Here is a 20,019-nt window from a genome sequence, read left to right on the forward strand (position 1 = left end):
CCCAAATTCATCGAAGTTGAACGATTCCCGACGCCCTCCGCGACTGTCTCAGCGGTCGGTTCGGCGCGCGGACACCGTCCCGGCTCGGAGGGCACCACTCGGCCGTCACCCGAAGCATTCGATCATGACCTGCGCCGATAGCTCGTCCGCAAGTGCCGCTGTCCGTGCGCGTTGACTGCCACAACGGGTACGCTCGCGCTTCCTTGACCTCGCCACCGGGAAGCATGCCCAATCGGCGAGCATCGGTACCGGCCGGAGCAGGTGTGCCTGCTCCGTGGCGCGGCTCCACGCGGTGAAGCGTTACGTAGCCACGGCGACAACGAGGCCCAGCACCACAGCCGCGTAGCCCGTGAAGGCCGCCCACCCCGCGAGCACGGCGAGGAACGGGTGGGCCACGCGGAACGGCACGGGCAAGCCCGGGATCGTCGCGCGGACGCCGTCGAGGGTGGTCTCCAGGGGCAGCCCGAACACCCGGACCAGCCCTCCGAAGAACCTGGTCGTACGGTCGACATCCCATCGCGGTTCCCACAGAGACAGTGCGACCGCACCGTCCCGCCCCATGACGATGACAACCCAGGCGGGCACCCCGGCCGGACCGTCGAACGAGAGGACATGGACCGCCCTGATCTCCGTCCGCGGGATCACGGTACGCCGCCGCCATACGTTCACGTGCACCAGGCAATGGTCGTCGAACTCGAGCCGGAGGTTGCACCGGCGCACCGCGGCATAGATCCATCCGGCCAAGGCAGGCGGCCATATGATCGTCAGCACCCCCACGGCGGCCGGAAACCCGACGGTGAGGGCGACCACAATCGCAACCGGAACGCTGAACGCGAGAATCATCGGCTCGGCCACCTGGCCCAGATCGGCCGGACGGGGGCGCAACGTGGCGGTGGCGGTCACCCGACCATTGCAGCCGAACGATGCAACCTGATCGGACACGTGTCAGTGCCGGTTGAATAACCTGGTCAGCCGATGCTGCTGCTGGCCGATCGTAATCGGCCGGTCTGGCGATAGCGTGCCAGACGTCGGGTCATGACGATGATCATGGCCCTCCTCTGCGGTACAGGACCTGGAATCCAATCGGACCAATCACTTTCTGTGACGTTCCTCTACGGCCCTTCCGGCGTTTCCTCTTGCTCCCGCCCGGCGGGTGAGCAACGGCACCCCCAGTAGGTCAATCCGGGCCAGCAGGGGTCGGAAAGGATGTCTGCATGGCGACTCTGTTGGACGGCGTACTGGCAGACCTGGGGTTGCTGGATATCGCCGGGCTCCGGCTGACCGGAGATCCGCAGCCGGCGGTGCTGACGTCACCGCTCGCAGTCGCCGAGTGCGCAATCGTGTCCGTGGCCACCAGTCTCGCCGCTGCCGCTGATCTGGCTTCTGCGCGCACCGGTCGGCGGCCCGACATTGCGCTCGACACGGCGCATGTGGCGGCGGCGATGCGCAGCGAGGTCTGGCTTCGTGACGCAGACGGGCGAGGCATCGACGGCTTCGCTCCACTGTCTCGCTTGTGGCGGGCTGCGGACGGTTGGGTGCGCACCCACGCGAACTATCCGTGGCATCGGACGGCTCTGCTGGCGTCCCTCGGCGTTCCCGACGGTCGAGACACCGAAGTTCAGGCGTTGTTGGCCGACGCCATAGCCGCGCGCCCGGCGTTGGAGGTCGAGCGCGTCGTGTACGCCGCAGGAGGGCTAGCCGTGGCGGCTCGCAGGCAGGCCCAGTGGGAAGCCGACAGCGGATGCAGCGCGGTGGGAACATCGCCGCTCGTGGGCATGGTGCCGCTCAGCCGTGGCTCGCTGCCGCTAGCCGAACTGGGCCCGCTTCCGGCGTCGGGGGTGAAGGTGCTCGATTTGACACGAGTCATCGCCGGCCCCGTTGGTACCCGGATGCTGGGCGCGCTCGGTGCCGACGTGCTACGAGTCGACGATCCGCATCGCCCGGAGTTGGCGCTGCATGCCGTCGACGGAGTGATCGGTAAGGCAAGCACAACCCTGGATGCCAGCACCAAGAACGGTCGTCAAGCTCTGCATCGCCTCGTCGATCAAGCCGACGTTCTCGTGACCGGCTACCGGCCCGGAGCGCTGCGCCGTCACGGTCTGGACCCTGACCAAGTAGCGGACCAGCACCCCGGCACCATCGTCGTCACCCTCTCGGCTTGGGAAACGGACGGAACTTGGGGCACACGGCGCGGGTTCGACAGCCTGGTGCAGATCGCCACCGGCATCGGCTGGGCTACAAGCACGGACGGGATCCAACCCGGCGCGCTGCCCTGTCAGTTACTCGACCACGCCACCGGCTATCTCATCGCTGCTGGTGCACTGGCGGCACTGGGTCGACGCACCCGCAGCGGCGAGGCCACCCACGTCTCTGTATCCCTCGCCAGGACAGCACGATGGCTGCTTGACCAAGGCAGTAGACCAGTCAGGCAGAGCGGGGGCGAGGACCCGAAGCGCCAAGCCGACAGTTACCGGACAGCACTCGGAAACGGGTGGAGCGCGATCAGCCCACCAGGTCGACTCGACGGCCGCCCGCTGAGCTGGCCTCACCTACCACCCGCCTACGCTCAAGCGCCGCCCGGTTGGAGCTGAACTCCCGCGGCCACCCGGCGAGAGGGCTCGAGCTACGCCGTAGCTCCGGCGACGACCGTGAACCGTAAACTGCAGTAACAGCGTCGAGTTCAGGAACGAGGACGCCCGGACGTGCCGACGAGAGTGCCGAACCGCACGCTGCATTGCATCACGATTCGCACGAGTCGCCGGCCCGTCAGACTCGAGGACGCTTGTCGGGGCGTAGCTGCTGGCCCTTTGCCGGTCAGCGGTGACCGACGACGTTTACCACCTTGCCGTCTGGGTCGCGGACGAAAAAGCGCCGGACGCCCCACTGCTCGTCGGTGATCGGATGCACGATCTCCGCACCCGTAGCGCGTACCGCCTCGTAGGCGGCGTCGACGTCATCAACCTCCACGCTGAGGTCCGGGTTCACGGGGGCCGCCGCGTCTTTGGTGATGAGGATGACCTGGGCGGTGGGGTTGGCGGGTGAGACCAGGTTGACCACCCAGCCCAGATTCATCCCCACCCGGAAGCCCAAGAGCTGGTAGAAGTCGCTGCTCGCGACCGGGTCGGTGGTGGTGATATCGGGCACGGCACGGCGAATCGTCATGCCGGATTCTGGCACCCGAAGTGGTGGCTGGTACGGGTAGTTGACATCGCTAACCAGGCGCGCCTGGACGAAAGCTGCGGAGGCACTCGACCGATGGCGTGCCGCGGCATCCGAATCTGTCCGACAGCCCGAACGACTTCGCGCTGGTCACCACGCTCGGCCTCCTCGGCCTGCGGATCTTCGAAGCCTGCGGCGCCGACATCGCCGACATCGGCGAGGAACACGGCCATCGCGTCCTGCGGGTTCCCGGCAGGGGCGGCAAGGGTCGTCCTCGTCCCGCTACCGTCAGCGGTAGCCAGGGTCATAGACCGGGCGGTCGACGGCCGCCGGCTCAAGCACCTGGTCGCCAGCGCCCGGATTCGGATGCCGAGCCGGAACCTGACGACCACGACAAGGGGACAGCTCAGTGCGCGGGTTGTTGACGGCCCTGGCTACGGTTCAGTCATGGCCGACGTGTCACTTGCCGAGCTGATCGCTTTGCTTGCCTACGACAACGACGGCGTGGCCAGAGGCACCGACGCGAACCTCGACTACGGCCTGGCCGGCGCGCTGCTCATGGATCTGGCCCTGGCGGGGCGCATCGACGTTGTGGGTAAGTACGTCGTCGTCACCAACCCGGAGCCGACCGATGTACGGCTGACGGACTTCGCGCTGCACCACCTGCAGCGCGACCGCAGGGCCCGCGAGCCCAGAGACTGGATCATCCGGTTCACCAAGGACGTACGCGCGGCCGTGCTGAGCCAACTCATCGACGCAGGCACACTCCGGCCCGAGACCGACAAGGTGCTGAAGGTGGTTCCCCGTACCCGATACCCCACCCAGGACGGCTCGGAACCACCAGCCAAGACCGAGGCCCGCCAACAGATACGCTCTGCCGCGACGCGTTCGGATCGCGTTGATGCGCGGACGGCCGCACTGTGCGGCCTGGTCAGTGCACTGGACTGGGAACGGCACCTCCTGTCGGATCTACCGACCATGCAGGTGCGCAACCGCTTCGCCGAGTTCCGACGATCGGTGTGGGCGGCAAACGCGGTCCAAAGGATCATCGACGACGCCCGGACAGCCTCAGCAGCGGCGGCAGCCGCCGCCGGCGCGGCAGGCTGACGCGTCTTCCGCGCCAGCCTCCGTCCGCGCGCGCCGCCGCCAGCCGGCGCTGTCACGCTTCGTGGGCGGCCCGCAGTGCAGGCCGGCTTCCCGAACTGCCGATGGGCGGGCGTCTGGCCGGTACGCTCGGATTACATTCCCGCCTGCCTCTCCCGGATGACAGGAACGTAAGGTCGGGGCATGATCGAATCCCAACGCGAAGCCGTGCCACGCAACGACGGTGGCGAACTCGACACCACCCTCGCCTTCTTGTCCTTCGCTCGATCATGCGTGTTGAAGAAGGTCGCCGGCTTGAACGAGGAGCAGCTGCGGCGCCGCTTGGTCGTCTCGGACACCACGCTGCTGGGCCTGGTCCAGCACCTGACCGATGCCGAACGGTACTGGTTCGGCTACACGTTCGCCGGCGACCGGCGCTACGCCGACGTCGACCTCGACATGGTGGTCCAGCCGGACCGGTCCCCGGATCAGATCATCGCCGGTTACCGGACCGCGATCGCCGACAGCGACGCCCACATCAGCGCAGCCGCTGGCCCCGACGTCCTCACCGCGCAGCCGGTCGATGACGCGCCTCGTACGCTTCGCTGGGTGCTCGCCCACATGACGAGCGAGACCGTCCGGCATGCCGGTCACGCCGACATCCTGCGAGAGCTTGTCGACGGTGCCACCGGCCGGTAGCAGATCGAGGCTCGGAGTCGTACCCCACGCAGTGCTACGCAGCCTCGTCGATCGCTCGGAGGCGCAGGGCGGTGTGGTGCCAGTCGTCCAGCCGCAGTACCCGCGGTAGGTCGCTCGGGACGAGTTGCGCAGCTCGGCTTCGATGCCGAGCATCAGCTCACGGTGTTCCGGTACGAGCAGCCGGAACACATCAGGTAGCTGTGGACGCTAGGCAGAAGTCGGCCGAGACGGGGCGAGGAGGCTAGTGCCCCGCCAGCCGGGCGATGAACGCGTTTGCCGCCGGGGTCGGTCCCAGTCGGCTCCAGACCAGGTGCTCCAGGCGGTACGACGTGTTCACGACGGGTACCACGGTGACACCGGGCAGCCGCACCGCATAGGTGGAGGCGAGGAGGGCGACGCCGAGACCTTCGGCCACGAGCCGCGCCATGATGTGCGGGTCGGTGATCTCGAAGGCGACGGTACGTTCCAGACCGGCTGCGGCGAACGCCCGGTCGGCCTGGACGCGTCCGGTGGTCTCGGCGGGGAAGTCGACGAACTCCTCGGCGCAGATCGCCTCCAGCCGGATGCGTTTGCGGCCGGCGAGCCGATGGTCCGGAGCCAGCAACGCGGCCAGCGGGTCGCGGGCGAGCTGCCGGCTGTTGAGGTCCGGGATCTCGACGTCCTCGGCCAGGCCCACGAACGCGATGTCGAGCGCACCGGCCCGGACCCGGTCGGCCAGGTCGTCGCTGCCGGCTGTCAGCAGGCTGATCCGCACCTGCGGGTACTCCTGATGGAAGATCCGCAGCGCGGCCGGCACGTCGACGGCCGCCGCCGTCGGGATCATGCCGACAGCGAGCCGGCCGCGGATCTCGCCGGTCGCCGCGAAGACCTCCGCCTGCGCGCGCTCCGCCGCCGCGAGGCACTCGCGGGCGGCCGGCAGCAGGGCCGCGCCGGCCGGCGTCAACGCCACCGACCTGCTGGTGCGGTGGAAGAGCCGGGCACCCAACTCCTGCTCCAGCTTCGCGATCTGGTGACTCAACGCCGACTGTACGACGAAGCACCGCTCGGCGGCCCGGGTGAAGTTGCCGAGCTCGGCCACCGCGACGACGTACCTGAGTTGCTGAAGGTTCACCCGGCAATCGTTATTCACGATCGAACGCATGACAACAATGCGTTGGACTCATGACTGCGCACACCGCAGGCTGATGGCCATGGCAACCTCCACCGGCGCACGGACACTCGTCACGGCTCTCGCGCCGGCGGTGTGGGGCACGACCTACGTCGTGACGACCGAACTCCTGCCCGCCGGGCATCCGCTCTTCGCCGGCCTGGTCCGATCGCTGCCGGCCGGACTCGTCGTGCTGACGGTGCTCCGCGTGCTACCCCGTGGCGTGTGGTGGTGGCGATCGCTGCTGCTCGGCGCCCTCAACATCGGGTTCTTCTTCCCCCTGCTCTTCGTCTCGGCCGAGCGGCTGCCCGGCGGTGTCGCGGCCACGCTCGGCGCGACCCAGCCGCTGGTCGTGGCAGGCCTGGCGGTCGGCATCCTGCGGGAGCCGCCGTCCTGGTGGCGCATCGGCTGGGGCATCGCCGGAGCTGCTGGAGTCGGTCTCGTCGTCCTCGGCCCGCAGGCGGGTCTCGACCCGGTCGGCCTCCTCGCCGGACTCGCGGGCGCGTTGTCGATGGCCCTCGGTGTGACGCTCACCAAGCACTGGCGTACCGACGAGGTGAGCCCGGTCGTCTTCGCCGGCTGGCAGTTGGCCGCCGGTGGGCTGGTCCTGCTCCCCCTGACCGTGGTGTTCGAAGGTCGCCCTCCCGCCATCGACCTTCCCGGGCTGGGCGGCTACGTATGGCTCGGACTGGTCGGCGGGCTCGCGGCGTACGTCGTGTGGTTCCGCGGCATCGCCACGCTGCCCGTGGCCGCGGTCGCGCTACTCGGATTGATCTCGCCGCTCGTCGCCGCCGCCCTCGGCGCCGTAATCCTCGACCAGAGCTTCGGCCCGATCCAGGCGCTCGGCTTCGGCCTGGCACTCACCGCGCTGGCAGCAGGGCAGGTGTCGGCCGGAGGCAGCGGATCGGGCAGCGCGGATACTCGATCGGCGACGGCGGACGGCGGCGGGTCGCACCATGCCTCCCCGGCCGGGTCCGCAGACCCGACCATCCGCAGCCGAGAAGGGCATGATGAGCGCTGCCTACACCCTTGACGTTCAGGAATTGAGCTATCGGCCCGCCCGGCATGCCTGACCCGCCACACACCCCGCCCCGTCGTCGTCGGCCGGGTTCGCACCAGGAGGAAGAATGACCAACGCAACCCTGGCCCGGTTCGTACTGCTCGCGCTGCTCTGGGGCGCCAGTTTCACCTTCATCAAGGTGTCCCTGGAGGGGCTCACCCCGGCGCAGGTCGTACTCAGCCGGCTCATCCTCGGCGCCCTCGTGCTGCTGGCCATCGCCGCCGTCCGTAAGGTCGCCCTCCCCCGGGGTGGCATGGGCGTCTGGGGACACCTCGCGGGTGCGGCCCTGTTCGGCAACGTCATCCCGTTCCTGTTGTTGTCCTACGGCGAGCAGGGCACCGGCGCGGGTATCGCGGGCGTTCTGGTCGGCAGCACTCCGCTGCTGACCCTGGCCCTGGCTTCGGCCGCACTGCCCAGCGAACGCGCCACCGCGCGCAAGGTCGTCGGCCTGGTCGGCGGGTTCGTCGGTGTCGTGCTCCTGGTCGGACCGTGGCACTCCGAACTCGGCACGCTCAGCGGGCGGCTGGCCTGCCTGGGCGCCGCGGTGAGCTACGCGATCGGCTTCGTCTACGTCCGCAGGTTCCTGTCCCCACGTGGCCTCGCACCGCTGTCGCTGGCCACGGCACAGTTGCTCGCCGCCGCCGTATTGCAGGGCCTGGCCACCCCGTTCCTGGCCTGGCAGACCCCGGAGATCACCGGTCGGGTCGCGGGCAGCGTCCTGTTCCTCGGCCTGTTCAGCACCGGGCTGGCCTACGTACTGTACTTCCGGCTCATCGGCGATGCCGGGGCCACCGCCGCGTCCGCGGTCAACTACCTGGTTCCGGTGTTCGCCGTGCTGATCGGCGCCGTGCTGCTCGGCGAGGCGGTCACCTGGAACCTCATCGTCGGCGGCCTGGTGGTCCTGGTCAGCGTGGCCTACGCGGAGAACCGCATCCGGCCCCGCACCCCGTCACCTGAGCAGACAGGTCAACCCCGACGCCGGCCAGCACGGCGCGGGTGAGCGCAGCCGTCACCGGACCGGGGTGTGCCGACGACGCCGGCGGCCGGCCCGACGGCCTCGGCTTCAGGCAGGAGCACCAGACCCGTCGACAGCGGATTGCCAACAGCATACTGAGTATGCATACTCGGTAGCCATGTCGATTCGCCATGGCCTGCTCGCGTTGCTGGAACGCGGCCCGATGCACGGCTACCAGTTGCGCGCCGCCTTCGAGGAGTCCACGGGGGCCACCTGGCCGCTGAACATCGGGCAGGTCTACACCACACTGTCCAGACTGGAGCGCGACGGCCTCGTACGTCCGCTTCCGGAGAGTGACGGCGGGCAGCAGCCGTACGAGATCACGGAGGTCGGCCGGACGCAGCTGGGCGACTGGTTCGTCACCCCGATCAGCCGGGCCGATCGCCCGCGCGACGAACTGTCCATCAAGCTGGCGTTGGCCATCACCACGCCGGGGGTCGACATCCAGGTCGTACTACAGGCCCAGCGCACCGCGACGATGCGCTCGTTGCAGGAGTACACCCGGCTCAAGGCCCGTGGCTCCGAGCCCAAGCCCGCCGACCTGGCGTGGCGGCTGGTGCTCGACGCGATGATCTTTCAGGCCGAGGCCGAGCTGCGCTGGCTCGACCACTGCGAGTCCAGCCTGGTCCGCCACAACGTCGCCCCGGTGCCACGGTCCAGCACGCCGAACCCGGCGCCCGAGCGCAGCGCGGTGACGTCGTGAGCGTGCTGGAGATACGCGACGCGTACCGGACCCACGGTGCCGGGGAGGCCGCGGTCCACGCACTGCGCGGAGTCACCCTGACCGTTCGGCCCGGTGAGCTGGTCGCCGTGATGGGACCGTCCGGTTCCGGCAAGTCGACCCTGCTGAACCTCGCCGGCGGCCTGGACCGGCCCACCCGGGGTGAGGTGTACGTCGAAGGCCAGCAGCTCCGCAAGCTGTCCAGGCGCCAGTTGGCCGCGCTACGGCGACGATCGATCGGGTACGTCTTCCAGGATCTCAACCTGCTGCCGAGCCTCACCGCCGCGGAGAACGTCGCACTGCCCCTCGAACTGGACGGCACCGGGGTACGACAGGCCCGTCGGCTCGCCGTGGCCGCCCTGAACGACGTGGGGCTGGCCGAACTCGGGCCGCGCTTCCCCGACGAGATGTCCGGGGGCCAGCAGCAGCGGGTCGCGATCGCCCGGGCACTCGTCGGCGAACGTCGGCTCGTGCTGGCGGACGAACCGACCGGGGCGCTCGACTCGCAGACCGGCGAGTCCGTCCTGCGACTGCTGCGCATCCGGGTCGACGCGGGCGCCGCCGGCGTGCTGGTGACCCACGAGGCCCGGCACGCCGCCTGGGCCGACCGGGTGGTCTTCCTGCGTGACGGCGTCGTCGCCGACACCTCCGGCCCGCTGGGCGCCGCCGAGCAGCTCCTGGAGCGGGCGTGCTGAGGACCTGGTTGACCGCGCTGCGTATCGCCCGCCGGGAGGCGCGTCGGGCGAGGGGGCGCTCGGTGCTGGTGATCGCGATGCTCGCGTTGCCGGTACTGGCGCTGAGCGCCGCAGCCGCCAGCTACGACATGTTCCGGCTCACCCCCGAGGAGGAGGCCACCCGCCTGCTCGGTGCCGCCGACGCGAGGATCGAATGGGTCGACACCGAGCCGGTCCGACAGGATCCCACCGGAGACGGCCACTCCTCGAACACCTCCTCGCACGCCGCCACCACCACGGCCGAGGAGCTGCTCGCCGCGCTGCCCGACGGCAGCAGGGTGACCCCGGTCCGCAGCGGTACCGTCCAGCTCCGTACCGAAAGCGGGATAGGCGACCTGACGGCGTACGGCATCGACGTGGCTGATCCGATGGTGACCGGCCTCGTGACGCTGCGCGACGGCCGCGCCCCGGCGACCGATGGCGAGGTGGCGCTCACCGAGCAGGCGGCGGAGCGGCTGGGCAGCCAGATCGGCGACACCGTGCGCAACGCCGACCGGACGGCCTCGTGGACAGTCACCGGGATCGTCGAGTTCCCCGCTGACCTGGCCGAGAAGGTGGTGTTCCGGCCGGATCCGACGAGCCGCGGCGGGTCCGGCTACGACTCCCACCAGTGGCTGTGGGACGCGCCCGCACCGGTCGACTGGGCCGGGGTCAATCGACTCAACGAACGCGGCATGGTCGTCGTCTCGCGGGCGGTCCTGCTGGATCCGCCCGCGCTCGACCCCTCGGACCCGTACTACCGGGACAGCGCCGACGATGTCGACCTGCGAGCCGTCGCCGCCGGTGGGCTCGTCGTCGGGCTGGGCGTGCTCGAGGCGGTGCTGCTCGCCGGGCCGGCGTTCGCGGTCGGCGCCCGCCGCCGCCAGCGCGACCTCGGGCTGGTCGCCGCCAACGGAGGCACACCCGCACACCTGCGTCGCATCGTGCTGGCCGACGGCGTCGTGCTCGGCGTGCTCGGCACCGTCCCGGGGCTGGTACTCGGTGTAATGGCCGCGTTCGCGTTCCGTCCCCTGGTCGAGATGCACCTCGCGCAGCAGCGGGCCGGCGGGTACCGGGTGTTCCCCCTCGCGCTGGCCGCCATCGCCGGTCTCGCCGTCGGCACCGGGGTCCTCGCCGCGCTGCTGCCCGCGTTCGCCGCGGCCCGCAACGACGTCGTCACCGCCCTGACCGGGCGGCGTGGTGTCCGCCGATCCCACCGGGGATGGCTGGTTCTCGGCCTGACCCTCGTCGGCACCGGGAGCGTCGCAGCCGCTTACGGCGCCTGGCAGGTTTCCTCGAACATCCTGCTCACCGGCCTGGTCCTCGCCGAGGTGGGCCTGGTGCTGTGTACGCCCGCGCTGGTGGGCCTGGTCGCCCGGCTCGGCCCGCTACTGCCGCTGGCGCCGCGGATGGCACTGCGCGACACCGCCCGGAACCGGGCCGCGGCCGTGGCCGCCGTGGCGGCGGTCATGGCGGCGGTGGCCGGCAGCGTAGCGCTCGGGGTGGTACTCACCGCCGAGGCGGCCAGGGCAGAGACGCGGTACCGGCCCGGTCTTCCCGACGGACATGCGCTCGTGATCAACAATCCGCTGCCCGGACCGCTCGGCGGCGAGCGGAAGTCCAGCGTCCCGATGCAGCGGGTGGCGGCCGTCGTGCGGAGCACGCTGCCGGCGACCGAGGTCGTCCCGGTCGGCGAGGTGACCTGCCCCGACAGCGACAGGTCACCCAGATCGGTCAAGGCGGGTCGGCCGGTACTGCCGCACTGTGCCCTGCAACCCCAGATCCCGCAGGGCCGGCAGTGCCCCTACGACCCCTTCAGCGGTGTGGTGCTGAGCCGGACCCAGCAGCGGGCGGCGAACGCCGATCCACGGTGCGAGATCGAGCCCCTGCCCAGCAGGACCGGATACGGGGCCCTGGTCGCCGGACCGGCGGCGGTGACCGCGCTGACCAGGGCCTCCGGCGAGGATCTGGACCGGGCCCGTGAGACGCTGGCCGCGGGCGGCGTACTCGTCGGTGACGCGCGGTTCGTGGTCGACGGCCGGGTGACGCTGCAGGCGTACAACGAGGCGATCCAGGGACCGATCACGCCCGAGAAGCTGACCCGAGCACCGACCGTGACCGTTCCCGGATACGCGCCCAGCACCGGCACCCGGTTGTCCGGCACGATCTACTCGGCGGGTGCGGTCAGGGCCGCGAAGCTGGGTGAGCGACCGTACGGACTCGTCGTGGCGACCGACCGGATACCCACCCAGGCCGAGCAGGACCGGCTCTCCGCCGCGCTGCGCGACCTGACCGACGAGGGCGGGTTGGGTGCGACGATCGAACGGCGACCGGCGACCCCGTACGACCCGACCCTGCTGATCCTGGCCGCCGTCGCGGGCCTCGTCACGCTCGGAGCGGCTGGCGTCGCCACCGGCCTCGCCGCCGCCGACGGCCATGCCGACCTGGCCACCCTCTCCGCCGTCGGCGCCAGCCCGGGAGTACGCCGCCAGCTGTCACTGAGCCAGTCCGGCGTGATCGCCGGCCTGGGCACGGCGTTGGGGCTGCTCGCCGGGCTCGGCGCCTCCACCGCGGTGCTGTTCGCCTACAACCGGGCACTCATGTACCAGTGGCCGCGCGAGGCGGCGTACCCGATAACCATGCCGTGGGAGACGCTGGCGGTGATGGTCGCGGTACCGCTGGTGGCGATGCTCGCCACCGGCCTGCTGACCCGGTCACGCCTGCCCGTCGAACGCCGCCGCCTCAGCTGACCCACCAATCGAGGAGGGCCGGCCCCTGCGGACCGGCCCTCCCCTGTCGTCACCTGTCAGTGGTTGCCGAGGTTGTCAGTACGTGCCGAGGTCCTGCCACGGGCCGTTGGGATCGCCCGGCTGCTGGTTGCGGGTCCACCACCTGGCCTTCCAGGTGTGGCCGTTGTGCGCGACCGTCTCGCCGCCGGTGTAGACCCAGGACGGGGTCCAGGCCCGGACGCCGGCCCCGGCCGCCGGGACGAGGACGCCCTGCTCCCGCCACGCGCCGGTCGTGGTGCTACCCGGCTTCTCGTTCTGCGTCCACCACTGGGCGATGTAGATCGCCCCGTTGTAGGACACCTGGTCGCCGCTGTCGTACACCTTCTTCGGGTCCCAGGCCGGAGCGGCCGGCTTCGGCTCGACCAGCGTGAAGGTCACGGTCGTGACATTGCCCGCCACGTCGTACACCCTCAGCTCGTTCGCCCCGAGCGCCGCCCCGAACACACCGGGCTTCACCCCGTTGAGATCGGAGTAGGTGTTGTCGGTCAGGTCCTTCTCCACCCCGTTCAGGGTGAGCCTGTCGACCCGGCCGGCGTCGAAGAGCTTGAACGACACCAGCTCGTACCCGGCCGCAGGCGTACCGACCGTCTCGGTGGCGCCGTCCTTCACCGTCACCGTCGGGCCCGTGACATCCAGTACGAAGGTCAGCGTCGTGACATTGCCCGCCACGTCGTACACCCTCAGCTCGTTGCTGCCGGCCCTGCCGCCGAACCTGCCCGGCTCGACCCCGTTGAGGTCGGAGTAGGTGTCGTCGGTCAGGTCCTTCTCGACTCCGTTCAGGGTGAGCCTGTCGACCTTGCCGGCGTCGAAGAGCTTGAACGAGACGTTGCGGTAGATCCCGTCCCGACCCTTCGACTCCGGCTTCACCGTGATCGTCGGAGCGGTCGTGTCGGGCGCGGCCGGGATGGAGATGTCGGTCCGCATCGGGGGCAGTCCGGCCTCGTCACCCAGATAGAAGCTGGCGAAGCCGAACTGGTCGTAGCCGGTGTTCTTGTTCGCCACCCCGACGCGGTACATCGGGTCGTGCATCAGCGTACGGATGCCGTACTCGGTCGGCGCCAGGGTCGTGACGATGGCCAGCCGGTTGCCGGACGCGCGGAGCACCAGCTCCTCACGCCAGTCGCCCAGCAGGTCGGCCTTGAGCGTGGGAGTGCTCTTGTTGCCCGTCGACGTCAGGCCGGTCGCGAGATAGGGAGAGATCGCGAAGGTCGAATCGTCGACCGTGCTGATGGTCGCGTTGCTGGCGGCCATCGCCGTCAACCCACCGCCGAACCAGATGGCGTACTGGCCGCTGCTCAGGTTGTGGCTGCCGTTCAGGAGTTCGCCGGTGACCATGCTCCGGGCACCGTTCTGCGAGTGTCCCTGCGCGCCGGGCCAGCGGTTGGAGAAGTTGCCGGCTACCGCTCCCTCGGCGTCGGTACCGGCGTAGACGCCGAAGACCATGGAGTTCTCGTGGACGACCTCGCCCCGGTCGTTGCGCCGCTTGCCCTTCATCGGGTCGTGGGCCTCCGGGCCGGGCATCCAGCCGTGTTGCCTACCGGTGCGGATGTCGTCCAGCAGGTTCTCCTCGCTGCCGGACCACATGCGGACGTTGTTGTCCTTGTCGACCGGGAGCAGTGCGTTGCGGTCGCCGTGCCGGAGCGGAGCCCAGGTGTTCAGCGGGTTGTTCCGGACCGCGTCGGTGGCGAACTCGAAGCTGCCGGCAACCGGAGGAACGCTGTTCTGTCCCTCGATCGTGGGCATGGTGTCGCCGTTGATCACCTCGGGCAAGATCTTGGTCCCGTCGGCGTTCAGGTCGAGGACCATGGCCTTCATCACGATCTCATCCCGGCCGTCGCCGTCGAGGTCGCCGGAATCGGTGTGATGGTTGCCGCGGTTCTGGTAGTCGTACGCGGTGCCGCCCAGGGACCAGTACTGCGGGTCGTTCGAGTCGAAGCTGGCCTGGAGGACGACCTTGCCGTCGACGATCCGGAAGGCGGCCATGGTCGTCCGTACGTAGTAGCCGCGCTGCGAGACCGCATAGTTGTGCTTGCCGTCCAGCGCGGCGACGACACCGACGTAGCGGTTGCCGCGGTTGCCCTGCGCGTCGCCCCAGACCGCCGCCTTCCAGGGGTGCTCGAGCCAGTAGGCCTCCGAGGGGGCCATCATCTGCGACTTGTAGTCACCGGGGCCGCTGCCGGCACCGGGGCCGGGGTAGGCCAGGTAGGAGAAGTTGCCGCGCTGGGTGGCCGGCGTCATGGCCCAGTTGTCGCCGTCCACGCTGCCCTCGTAGGGGTGCGGATATTTGGCGCTGTCCAGGAGTACGCCCTTGCCGGCGTCGGCGTCCCACTTGAAGGCCGAGAAGAACTCCTGGTCGTCCTTTGCGGGGCCGATCGGGCCGACGTGGTAGGTCTTGATCCACCGCTTGAGGGCCGGGTCGTTGACTCCGTCGTTGCCACCTCCGGCCACCGGGCTGCGGTAGCTGATGGTGAAGCTGTTGAGCAGCGACCAGTAGGTGTCCAGAGCCGCGGTGTCGCCGCTGGCGAAGTACTCCTGGAACCTGTCCGTGGTGGTCTTCAGGCCGTCCTGGCCGCCCACGACGGTGTCGAGGGTGTTCGGATACACGACGGACTGCGACGCCTCGTCCCAGTTGCCGATGCGGGTGCCCAGCCCGGTCTTGAGCATCAGCTCAGCCTTGCCGTCACCGTCGAAGTCCTCGCTGAACAGGGTGGTCTCGTGGTCGTTGGCCGCTCTCACGTTGTAGCCCATGTCGACGCGGAACAGCATGGTGCCGTCGAGCTTGTACACGTCGATGTACTCGGGTGCGGTGGTGGTGTTGCTGCCGCCGAAGATCGGCTCGGAATACATGGGATCCTGCTGCGTGCTGCGCCACTTGACGACGATCTCGTACTCGCCGTCGCCGTCGAAGTCGCCCACCGTCATGTCGTGGGTGGTGTAGGCGCTGCTCTGCGAGGTGTGTATCGCGCCGGTGCCGGTCTTCGCGTAGGGAAGCGAGGTGCCGGAGTCCAGGTTCTGCACGTACTTGATGAACTCGGCTTCCAGCTCGTCGTAGAGCGCCTTTGTGATCTTGCCGTTCACCAGGGAGTTCGTCAGCGGCCGAGGGGTGGTGTAGGTGGCGACGCCGAGAGCGTTGGGCGTCATGTTGCGCTCGTTGAGCGCGGCGACCCAACCGTCCAGCTGCTCCTGGGTCACGGTCGCCTGGTCGTCGTACGCCACCCGGAACGCGCGCAGCAGATCCATGTCGACGACGTACCAGTTCTGGTTCTCGGTACCCGGGATGACCATGTTGGCCGCGTTCAGGTTGGTACCCGGGCCGAACCGCTGGTTGCGGTAGGTGAAGTGGGCGAGCGGCACGGGGGCCGGCGCGGGCTTGAGCGGGATGTAGGTCGCCGCACCCCGGTTGGCCTGGCCGTCCTGGCCGGCCAGGGCTGACAGCATGGGCACGCTCATGCCCTGCCGCTCACCCTCGACGCCGTTGACGACCGGCGCGACCTCATAGGTGGAGCTGAGAACTCCGTCCGGGTCGGTGTAGTTGGACGGGGTGACGTCTTCCTTGACGATGCCGGGGTTGGTCGCGTAGTCGCTCTCGGGCTGGACATCCCTGGGCGCGATCGTGGTTATCTTTACGAAGTCGGCATTGCCGTCTTTGCGGTAGACGTTCCAGGAGATGCCGTCAGGTTCGTTGCCCAGGAAGCGCCAACTCAGCAATATGCCGTCGGAGGTCTGGGCGGCGACGAGGCCGCGGGTCAGATACTCCATCGGGCGAAGGCTGGGCGCGGGGGCAGCGCTCGCCGCCGGAGAACTGAAGCCGGACAGGGACAGGCTCAGGACCAGCGTCAGGGGCAAGGGTACGAGTGTACGCAATGTCTTTCGCACTTTTTGGTCTCCATCTCGCATCGCCCTACGTTGGGCAAGCGCTTTCCCCGCATCCTGCCCCCTGCCGCCGCATCGCGCAAGATCCAACTCGCCTCGCGGCGGGCGGAGCCACCCACGCCGGGAACCTGTCCGAATAGGTCGGACGCGGCGTCGAACCCGCCGCAGGCAACCTGGATCCAGGCTCCGCACCGACAGGTCGTTGACGAGCTGGGCTGCGGTGAGTACCCTCATACGTCATACGAATGAGATCGAAGTATTTCTAATTTTGGATTCGACTTCGCAGCGAAGTCCCCGCCGGCTGGGCCGTGGCTCGCATCCGAGCCGCAGGTGGAAAAACCCATCCCGCCGCCACACGGTGTGCCGGTCGACATTTGATTCGCCGTGATTCATCGCGGTCAGCCCGGACCGCGGACCGCTCACCGTATGGAGGGCCCTGTGAAGCGCGCCATCACCTCCGCAGCCGTCTTCGCCGCAACCCTGCTGCTGATACCCGGCTGTTCACCAGGATCGGACAGCGACTCGTCGGCCGGGTTCGAGTTCTGGTCGTTCACCGGAATCAACCAGAAGCTCGACGTCGAGAACTACACGAAGAAACATCCGGATGCCCGCATCAAGCTCACCGAGGTCGGCAGCACGACCGAGACGGCCCAGGCCCTCACGGCGGCACTGGCCGGCGGCAAGGTGCCCGACCTCGTGCTGATCCAGGGTGACGACCTGCCGAAGTTCATGCAGTCTCCGGACAACTTCGTTGACCTGACCACGCTCGGCGCCGACAAGATCAAGGGCGACTACCTCGACTGGGTGATGAAGCAGTCGACGACCGGGGACAAGATCGTGGGGATACCGACGGATGTCGGCGGGATGGCGGTCGCGTACCGCACGGACCTGTTCAAGGCCGCCGGTCTGCCCACGGATCGAGAGCAGGTCTCCAAGCTGTGGCCGACCTGGGACGCGTTCACGGAGGTCGGCAAGCAGTACGTCCAGGCCACCGGTAAGCCGTTCCTGGACAACACGCCGACGAGCATCTTCTACCAGGCGGTCAACCAGGGCACGGAACGCTACTACGACGCGGACCATAAGCTGTCGTACGACAAGAACCCGCAGGTCAAAGCGGCATTCGAGCTGACACTAAAGATTTTCGCTGCGGACATCTCCGCCAAGCAGACCTCGTTCTCGACCGGGTGGACCGCGGGCATGAGCAAGGGCGACTTCGCGGTCGTGTCCGCGCCGGCGTGGATGCTCAACTCCATCCGTACCAACGCCCCCGGTACCGCCGGCAAGTGGGACATCGCCACCATCCCCGGCGGCTCGGGGAACTGGGGCGGAAGCTACCTGGCCATCCCCAAGCGGGCGAAGAACCCGAAGGCGGCCTGGAACTACATAGTCGAAATGCAGTCGCCGGCCGGCCAACTGGAGAACTTCCTGGCGAAGGGAAATCTGCCGACGACACCGTCGGTCTACAACGATCCGCAGCTCGTCGGAAGAGCCGAGCCGTTCTTCTCCAACGCACCGATCGGCAAGATCTACACCCAGTCCGTCGTGAACATCAAGCCGTTCTACATCGGCCCAGACGACGCCACGATCGGCAGCGAGCTGCTGAACACCCTGACCAGCGTCGAGCAGGGCAAGGTCGCCCCCGCCGACGCGTGGAACACGGCGCTGAACAACGTCAAGAACGCCCTGGGCGGCTGAACGGACGACTGATGTGCGGCGGCCGGCACCGACCCGGCCGCCGCACGTCGGGAAGGTGACCTGTGACCACCACGCTCAGCCCGGCCCCGACCCCGAAGACCACCGCCCGACCCAGCCGGTACCGGCACATCCACCAGGGCTGGCGCGAGCGGCTGGCGCCGTACGCCTTCGTGGCGCCGTTCTTCCTGCTCTTCCTCGTCTTCGGTCTCTTCCCACTGCTGTTCACGTTCTACGTCGCGCTGTTCGACTGGGACCCGATCGGCGAGCGGCACTTCGTGGGGCTGGCCAACTTCTCCCAGCTCGTGCAGGACCCGAGGTTCTGGGGCGCGCTGCGCAACACGTTCAGCATCTGGGTGCTGTCGACGGTCCCGCAGCTGCTGATCGCGCTCGGCCTGGCGCACCTGCTCAACCACGTACGCCTGCGCGCCGCGACCTTCTTCCGGATGGCGGTACTGGTCCCGTACATCACCTCGGTCGCGGCGACCACGATCGTCTTCGCCCAGCTCTTCGACCGCGACTACGGCATGCTCAACTGGTTCCTGGAGCTGCTGGGCTTCGCGCACGTCGACTTCACCGCGTCGGTCTGGGGCAGCCACTTCATGATCGCTGTGATGGTCGCCTGGCGGTGGACCGGCTACAACACCCTCCTCTACCTGGCCTCGCTCCAGGCGGTTCCCCGCGAGCTGTACGAGGCCGCCGCCGCGGACGGCGCCACCGGCTGGCAGCAGTTCCGGCACATCACCATCCCGTCGCTGCGGCCGATCATCGTGTTCACCGTCGTCACGTCGACGATCGGCGGGTTGCAGATCTTCACCGAGCCGCTGCTGGTCAACCCGGTGGGTGGGCTCACCTGCGGGGCGGCCCGGCAGTGCCAGACGCTCACCCTCTTCCTCTACGAGCAGGGCTTCGGCCGGTTCCACTTCGGCTACGGCGCCGCCATCGCCGTGGCGCTCTTCGTGTTGGTCGTGCTCTTCTCCACGATCAACTACCTGCTGGTCACCCGCGTCCGCCCGGAGCGCCCATGAACCCCACCTCTCCGACCAGCACCGGCTCGCCGACCAGCACCGGGCGGGCGCCCCGCCGCCAACGCGGTGCCACCCGGATCTCGCTCGGGGTGTACACGCTGCTCGGCGCCATGGTGTTCGTCAGCCTCTTCCCGCTGTACTGGATGTTCGTGGTGGCCACCACGGACTCGGCCACCGCGTACAACCTGCCGCCGCGGGTCGTGCCGGGCGACAACTTCTTCTATCTGGCGAACCTGGTCTTCGAGATCGTGCCGTTCGTGCAGGCGCTGGTGAACAGCGTCGTCGTCTCCACCTCGATCGGGGTGGGCCAGGCGGTGCTCTGCGCGCTGGCCGGCTTCGCCTTCGCCAAGCTGCACTTCCGGGGCCGCAACACGCTGTTCCTGATCGTCGTGTTGACCATGACCGTGCCGGCCCAGTTGTCCGTCATCCCGCAGTACCTGATCATGTCGAAGCTGAACTGGGTGGACACCCTGCAAGCCCTGATCATTCCCGGACTGGTGAGCGCGTTCGGCATCTTCTGGATGCGTCAGCACATGGTCGGCACCCTCGACGACGAGTTGCTGCACGCCGCCCGGGTGGACGGCGCGACGACCTGGCAGATCTTCTGGCGGATCGCCTTCCCGCTGGTCCGCCCGGCAGCACTGGTGCTGGGACTGTTCGGCTTCGTCAACGCCTGGAACGACTTCCTGTGGCCGTTCATCGTGCTGAAGTCACCGGAGAAGTACACCGTGCAGATCGCCATCAAGGCGTTGCAGAACAGCCGGGACATCGACCTCGGCCTAGCGATGTCCGGTTCGTTCCTGGCCACGCTGCCGCTGCTGGTGCTCTTCGTCTTCGTCGGGCGGCGCCTGGTGCAGGGCATCATGGAAGGTGCGTTCAAAGGCTGACCAGCGCCAGCGGGCCGGTCCGGTGGCGGCGACGGGCCCCGGCACGGCACCCTCCCGGGTACGCCCTCGTGACGCCCCGGACTGCGGTGCCGGCCGCCGTCGGCACGTCAACGACGTGACCGCGACGGCCGGCCCTGGAGGTCGACGGTGCGT

Annotated in this window: 15 protein-coding genes; 11 read left to right on the top strand and 4 right to left on the bottom strand. The window is 68.9% G+C overall.

Features of this window, described 5'->3' with window-relative positions:
* Positions 1-300 precede the first annotated feature (300 nt).
* Positions 301-903 (bottom strand): hypothetical protein, encoded by a 603-nt coding sequence (locus tag V1634_RS32410; RefSeq protein WP_331210593.1) that lies wholly within the window; start codon positions 901-903, stop codon positions 301-303.
* A 311-nt stretch (positions 904-1,214) separates the two neighbouring features.
* Between V1634_RS32410 and V1634_RS32415 the strand changes: the two genes are divergently transcribed.
* A complete protein-coding gene (locus V1634_RS32415; RefSeq protein WP_331210594.1) occupies positions 1,215-2,591 on the top strand; it encodes a CoA transferase in 1,377 nt (458 codons plus the stop codon).
* 223 nt (positions 2,592-2,814) lie between these two features.
* Here V1634_RS32415 and V1634_RS32420 read toward each other — a convergent pair whose 3' ends face one another.
* Positions 2,815-3,162 carry a VOC family protein gene (locus tag V1634_RS32420; RefSeq protein ID WP_331210595.1) on the bottom strand — a complete coding sequence of 116 codons (348 nt, stop codon included), beginning with the start codon at positions 3,160-3,162 and terminating at the stop codon, positions 2,815-2,817.
* A gap of 444 nt (positions 3,163-3,606) precedes the next feature.
* On the opposite strand from V1634_RS32420, the gene V1634_RS32425 reads away from it, so the two are divergent.
* Both V1634_RS32425 and V1634_RS32430 read left to right on the top strand, forming a co-directional pair.
* Positions 3,607-4,266 (top strand): GOLPH3/VPS74 family protein, encoded by a 660-nt coding sequence (locus V1634_RS32425; RefSeq protein WP_331210596.1) that lies wholly within the window; start codon positions 3,607-3,609, stop codon positions 4,264-4,266.
* Between the two features lie 180 nt (positions 4,267-4,446).
* Positions 4,447-4,941, top strand: coding sequence for a DinB family protein (locus V1634_RS32430; RefSeq protein WP_331210597.1), 495 nt, complete (start codon positions 4,447-4,449; stop codon positions 4,939-4,941).
* A gap of 241 nt (positions 4,942-5,182) precedes the next feature.
* Here V1634_RS32430 and V1634_RS32435 read toward each other — a convergent pair whose 3' ends face one another.
* Positions 5,183-6,052, bottom strand: coding sequence for a LysR family transcriptional regulator (locus V1634_RS32435; RefSeq protein ID WP_331210598.1), 870 nt, complete (start codon positions 6,050-6,052; stop codon positions 5,183-5,185).
* A gap of 79 nt (positions 6,053-6,131) precedes the next feature.
* On the opposite strand from V1634_RS32435, the gene V1634_RS32440 reads away from it, so the two are divergent.
* The 5 genes from V1634_RS32440 (at position 6,132) to V1634_RS32460 (ending at position 12,347) form a co-directional block, all read left to right on the top strand.
* On the top strand, positions 6,132-7,121 hold the full coding sequence (locus V1634_RS32440) for an EamA family transporter (protein WP_331210599.1): 990 nt from the start codon (positions 6,132-6,134) through the stop codon (positions 7,119-7,121).
* A 94-nt stretch (positions 7,122-7,215) separates the two neighbouring features.
* Positions 7,216-8,148: a DMT family transporter gene (locus tag V1634_RS32445; RefSeq protein ID WP_331210600.1), complete on the top strand. Its 933-nt coding sequence runs from the start codon at positions 7,216-7,218 to the stop codon at positions 8,146-8,148.
* A 133-nt stretch (positions 8,149-8,281) separates the two neighbouring features.
* Positions 8,282-8,866, top strand: a complete 585-nt coding sequence (locus V1634_RS32450; RefSeq protein ID WP_331210601.1) for a PadR family transcriptional regulator — start codon at positions 8,282-8,284, stop codon at positions 8,864-8,866.
* Complete coding sequence (locus V1634_RS32455; protein ID WP_331210602.1) at positions 8,863-9,579, top strand: ABC transporter ATP-binding protein; 717 nt, start codon at positions 8,863-8,865, stop codon at positions 9,577-9,579. The genes V1634_RS32450 and V1634_RS32455 overlap by 4 nt, the downstream gene beginning before the upstream one ends.
* The gene (locus V1634_RS32460) at positions 9,573-12,347 is read left to right on the top strand and encodes an FtsX-like permease family protein (RefSeq protein WP_331210603.1); all 2,775 of its coding nucleotides are present in this window, start codon (positions 9,573-9,575) and stop codon (positions 12,345-12,347) included. The genes V1634_RS32455 and V1634_RS32460 overlap by 7 nt, the downstream gene beginning before the upstream one ends.
* 75 nt (positions 12,348-12,422) lie before the next feature.
* On the opposite strand, the gene V1634_RS32465 is transcribed toward V1634_RS32460, so the two are convergent.
* Positions 12,423-16,145, bottom strand: a complete 3,723-nt coding sequence (locus V1634_RS32465; RefSeq protein WP_331210604.1) for a rhamnogalacturonan lyase family protein — start codon at positions 16,143-16,145, stop codon at positions 12,423-12,425.
* A 552-nt stretch (positions 16,146-16,697) separates the two neighbouring features.
* On the opposite strand from V1634_RS32465, the gene V1634_RS32470 reads away from it, so the two are divergent.
* From V1634_RS32470 to V1634_RS32480, 3 genes are all read left to right on the top strand, one after another.
* The gene (locus V1634_RS32470) at positions 16,698-17,954 is read left to right on the top strand and encodes an ABC transporter substrate-binding protein (RefSeq protein ID WP_331210605.1); all 1,257 of its coding nucleotides are present in this window, start codon (positions 16,698-16,700) and stop codon (positions 17,952-17,954) included.
* Between the two features lie 62 nt (positions 17,955-18,016).
* Positions 18,017-18,979, top strand: coding sequence for a carbohydrate ABC transporter permease (locus V1634_RS32475; RefSeq protein ID WP_331210606.1), 963 nt, complete (start codon positions 18,017-18,019; stop codon positions 18,977-18,979).
* On the top strand, positions 18,976-19,866 hold the full coding sequence (locus V1634_RS32480; RefSeq protein WP_331210607.1) for a carbohydrate ABC transporter permease: 891 nt from the start codon (positions 18,976-18,978) through the stop codon (positions 19,864-19,866). The genes V1634_RS32475 and V1634_RS32480 overlap by 4 nt, the downstream gene beginning before the upstream one ends.
* Positions 19,867-20,019 lie beyond the last annotated feature (153 nt).

The sequence above is a fragment of the Plantactinospora veratri genome (assembly GCF_036421995.1).
Classification (GTDB): domain Bacteria; phylum Actinomycetota; class Actinomycetes; order Mycobacteriales; family Micromonosporaceae; genus Plantactinospora; species Plantactinospora veratri.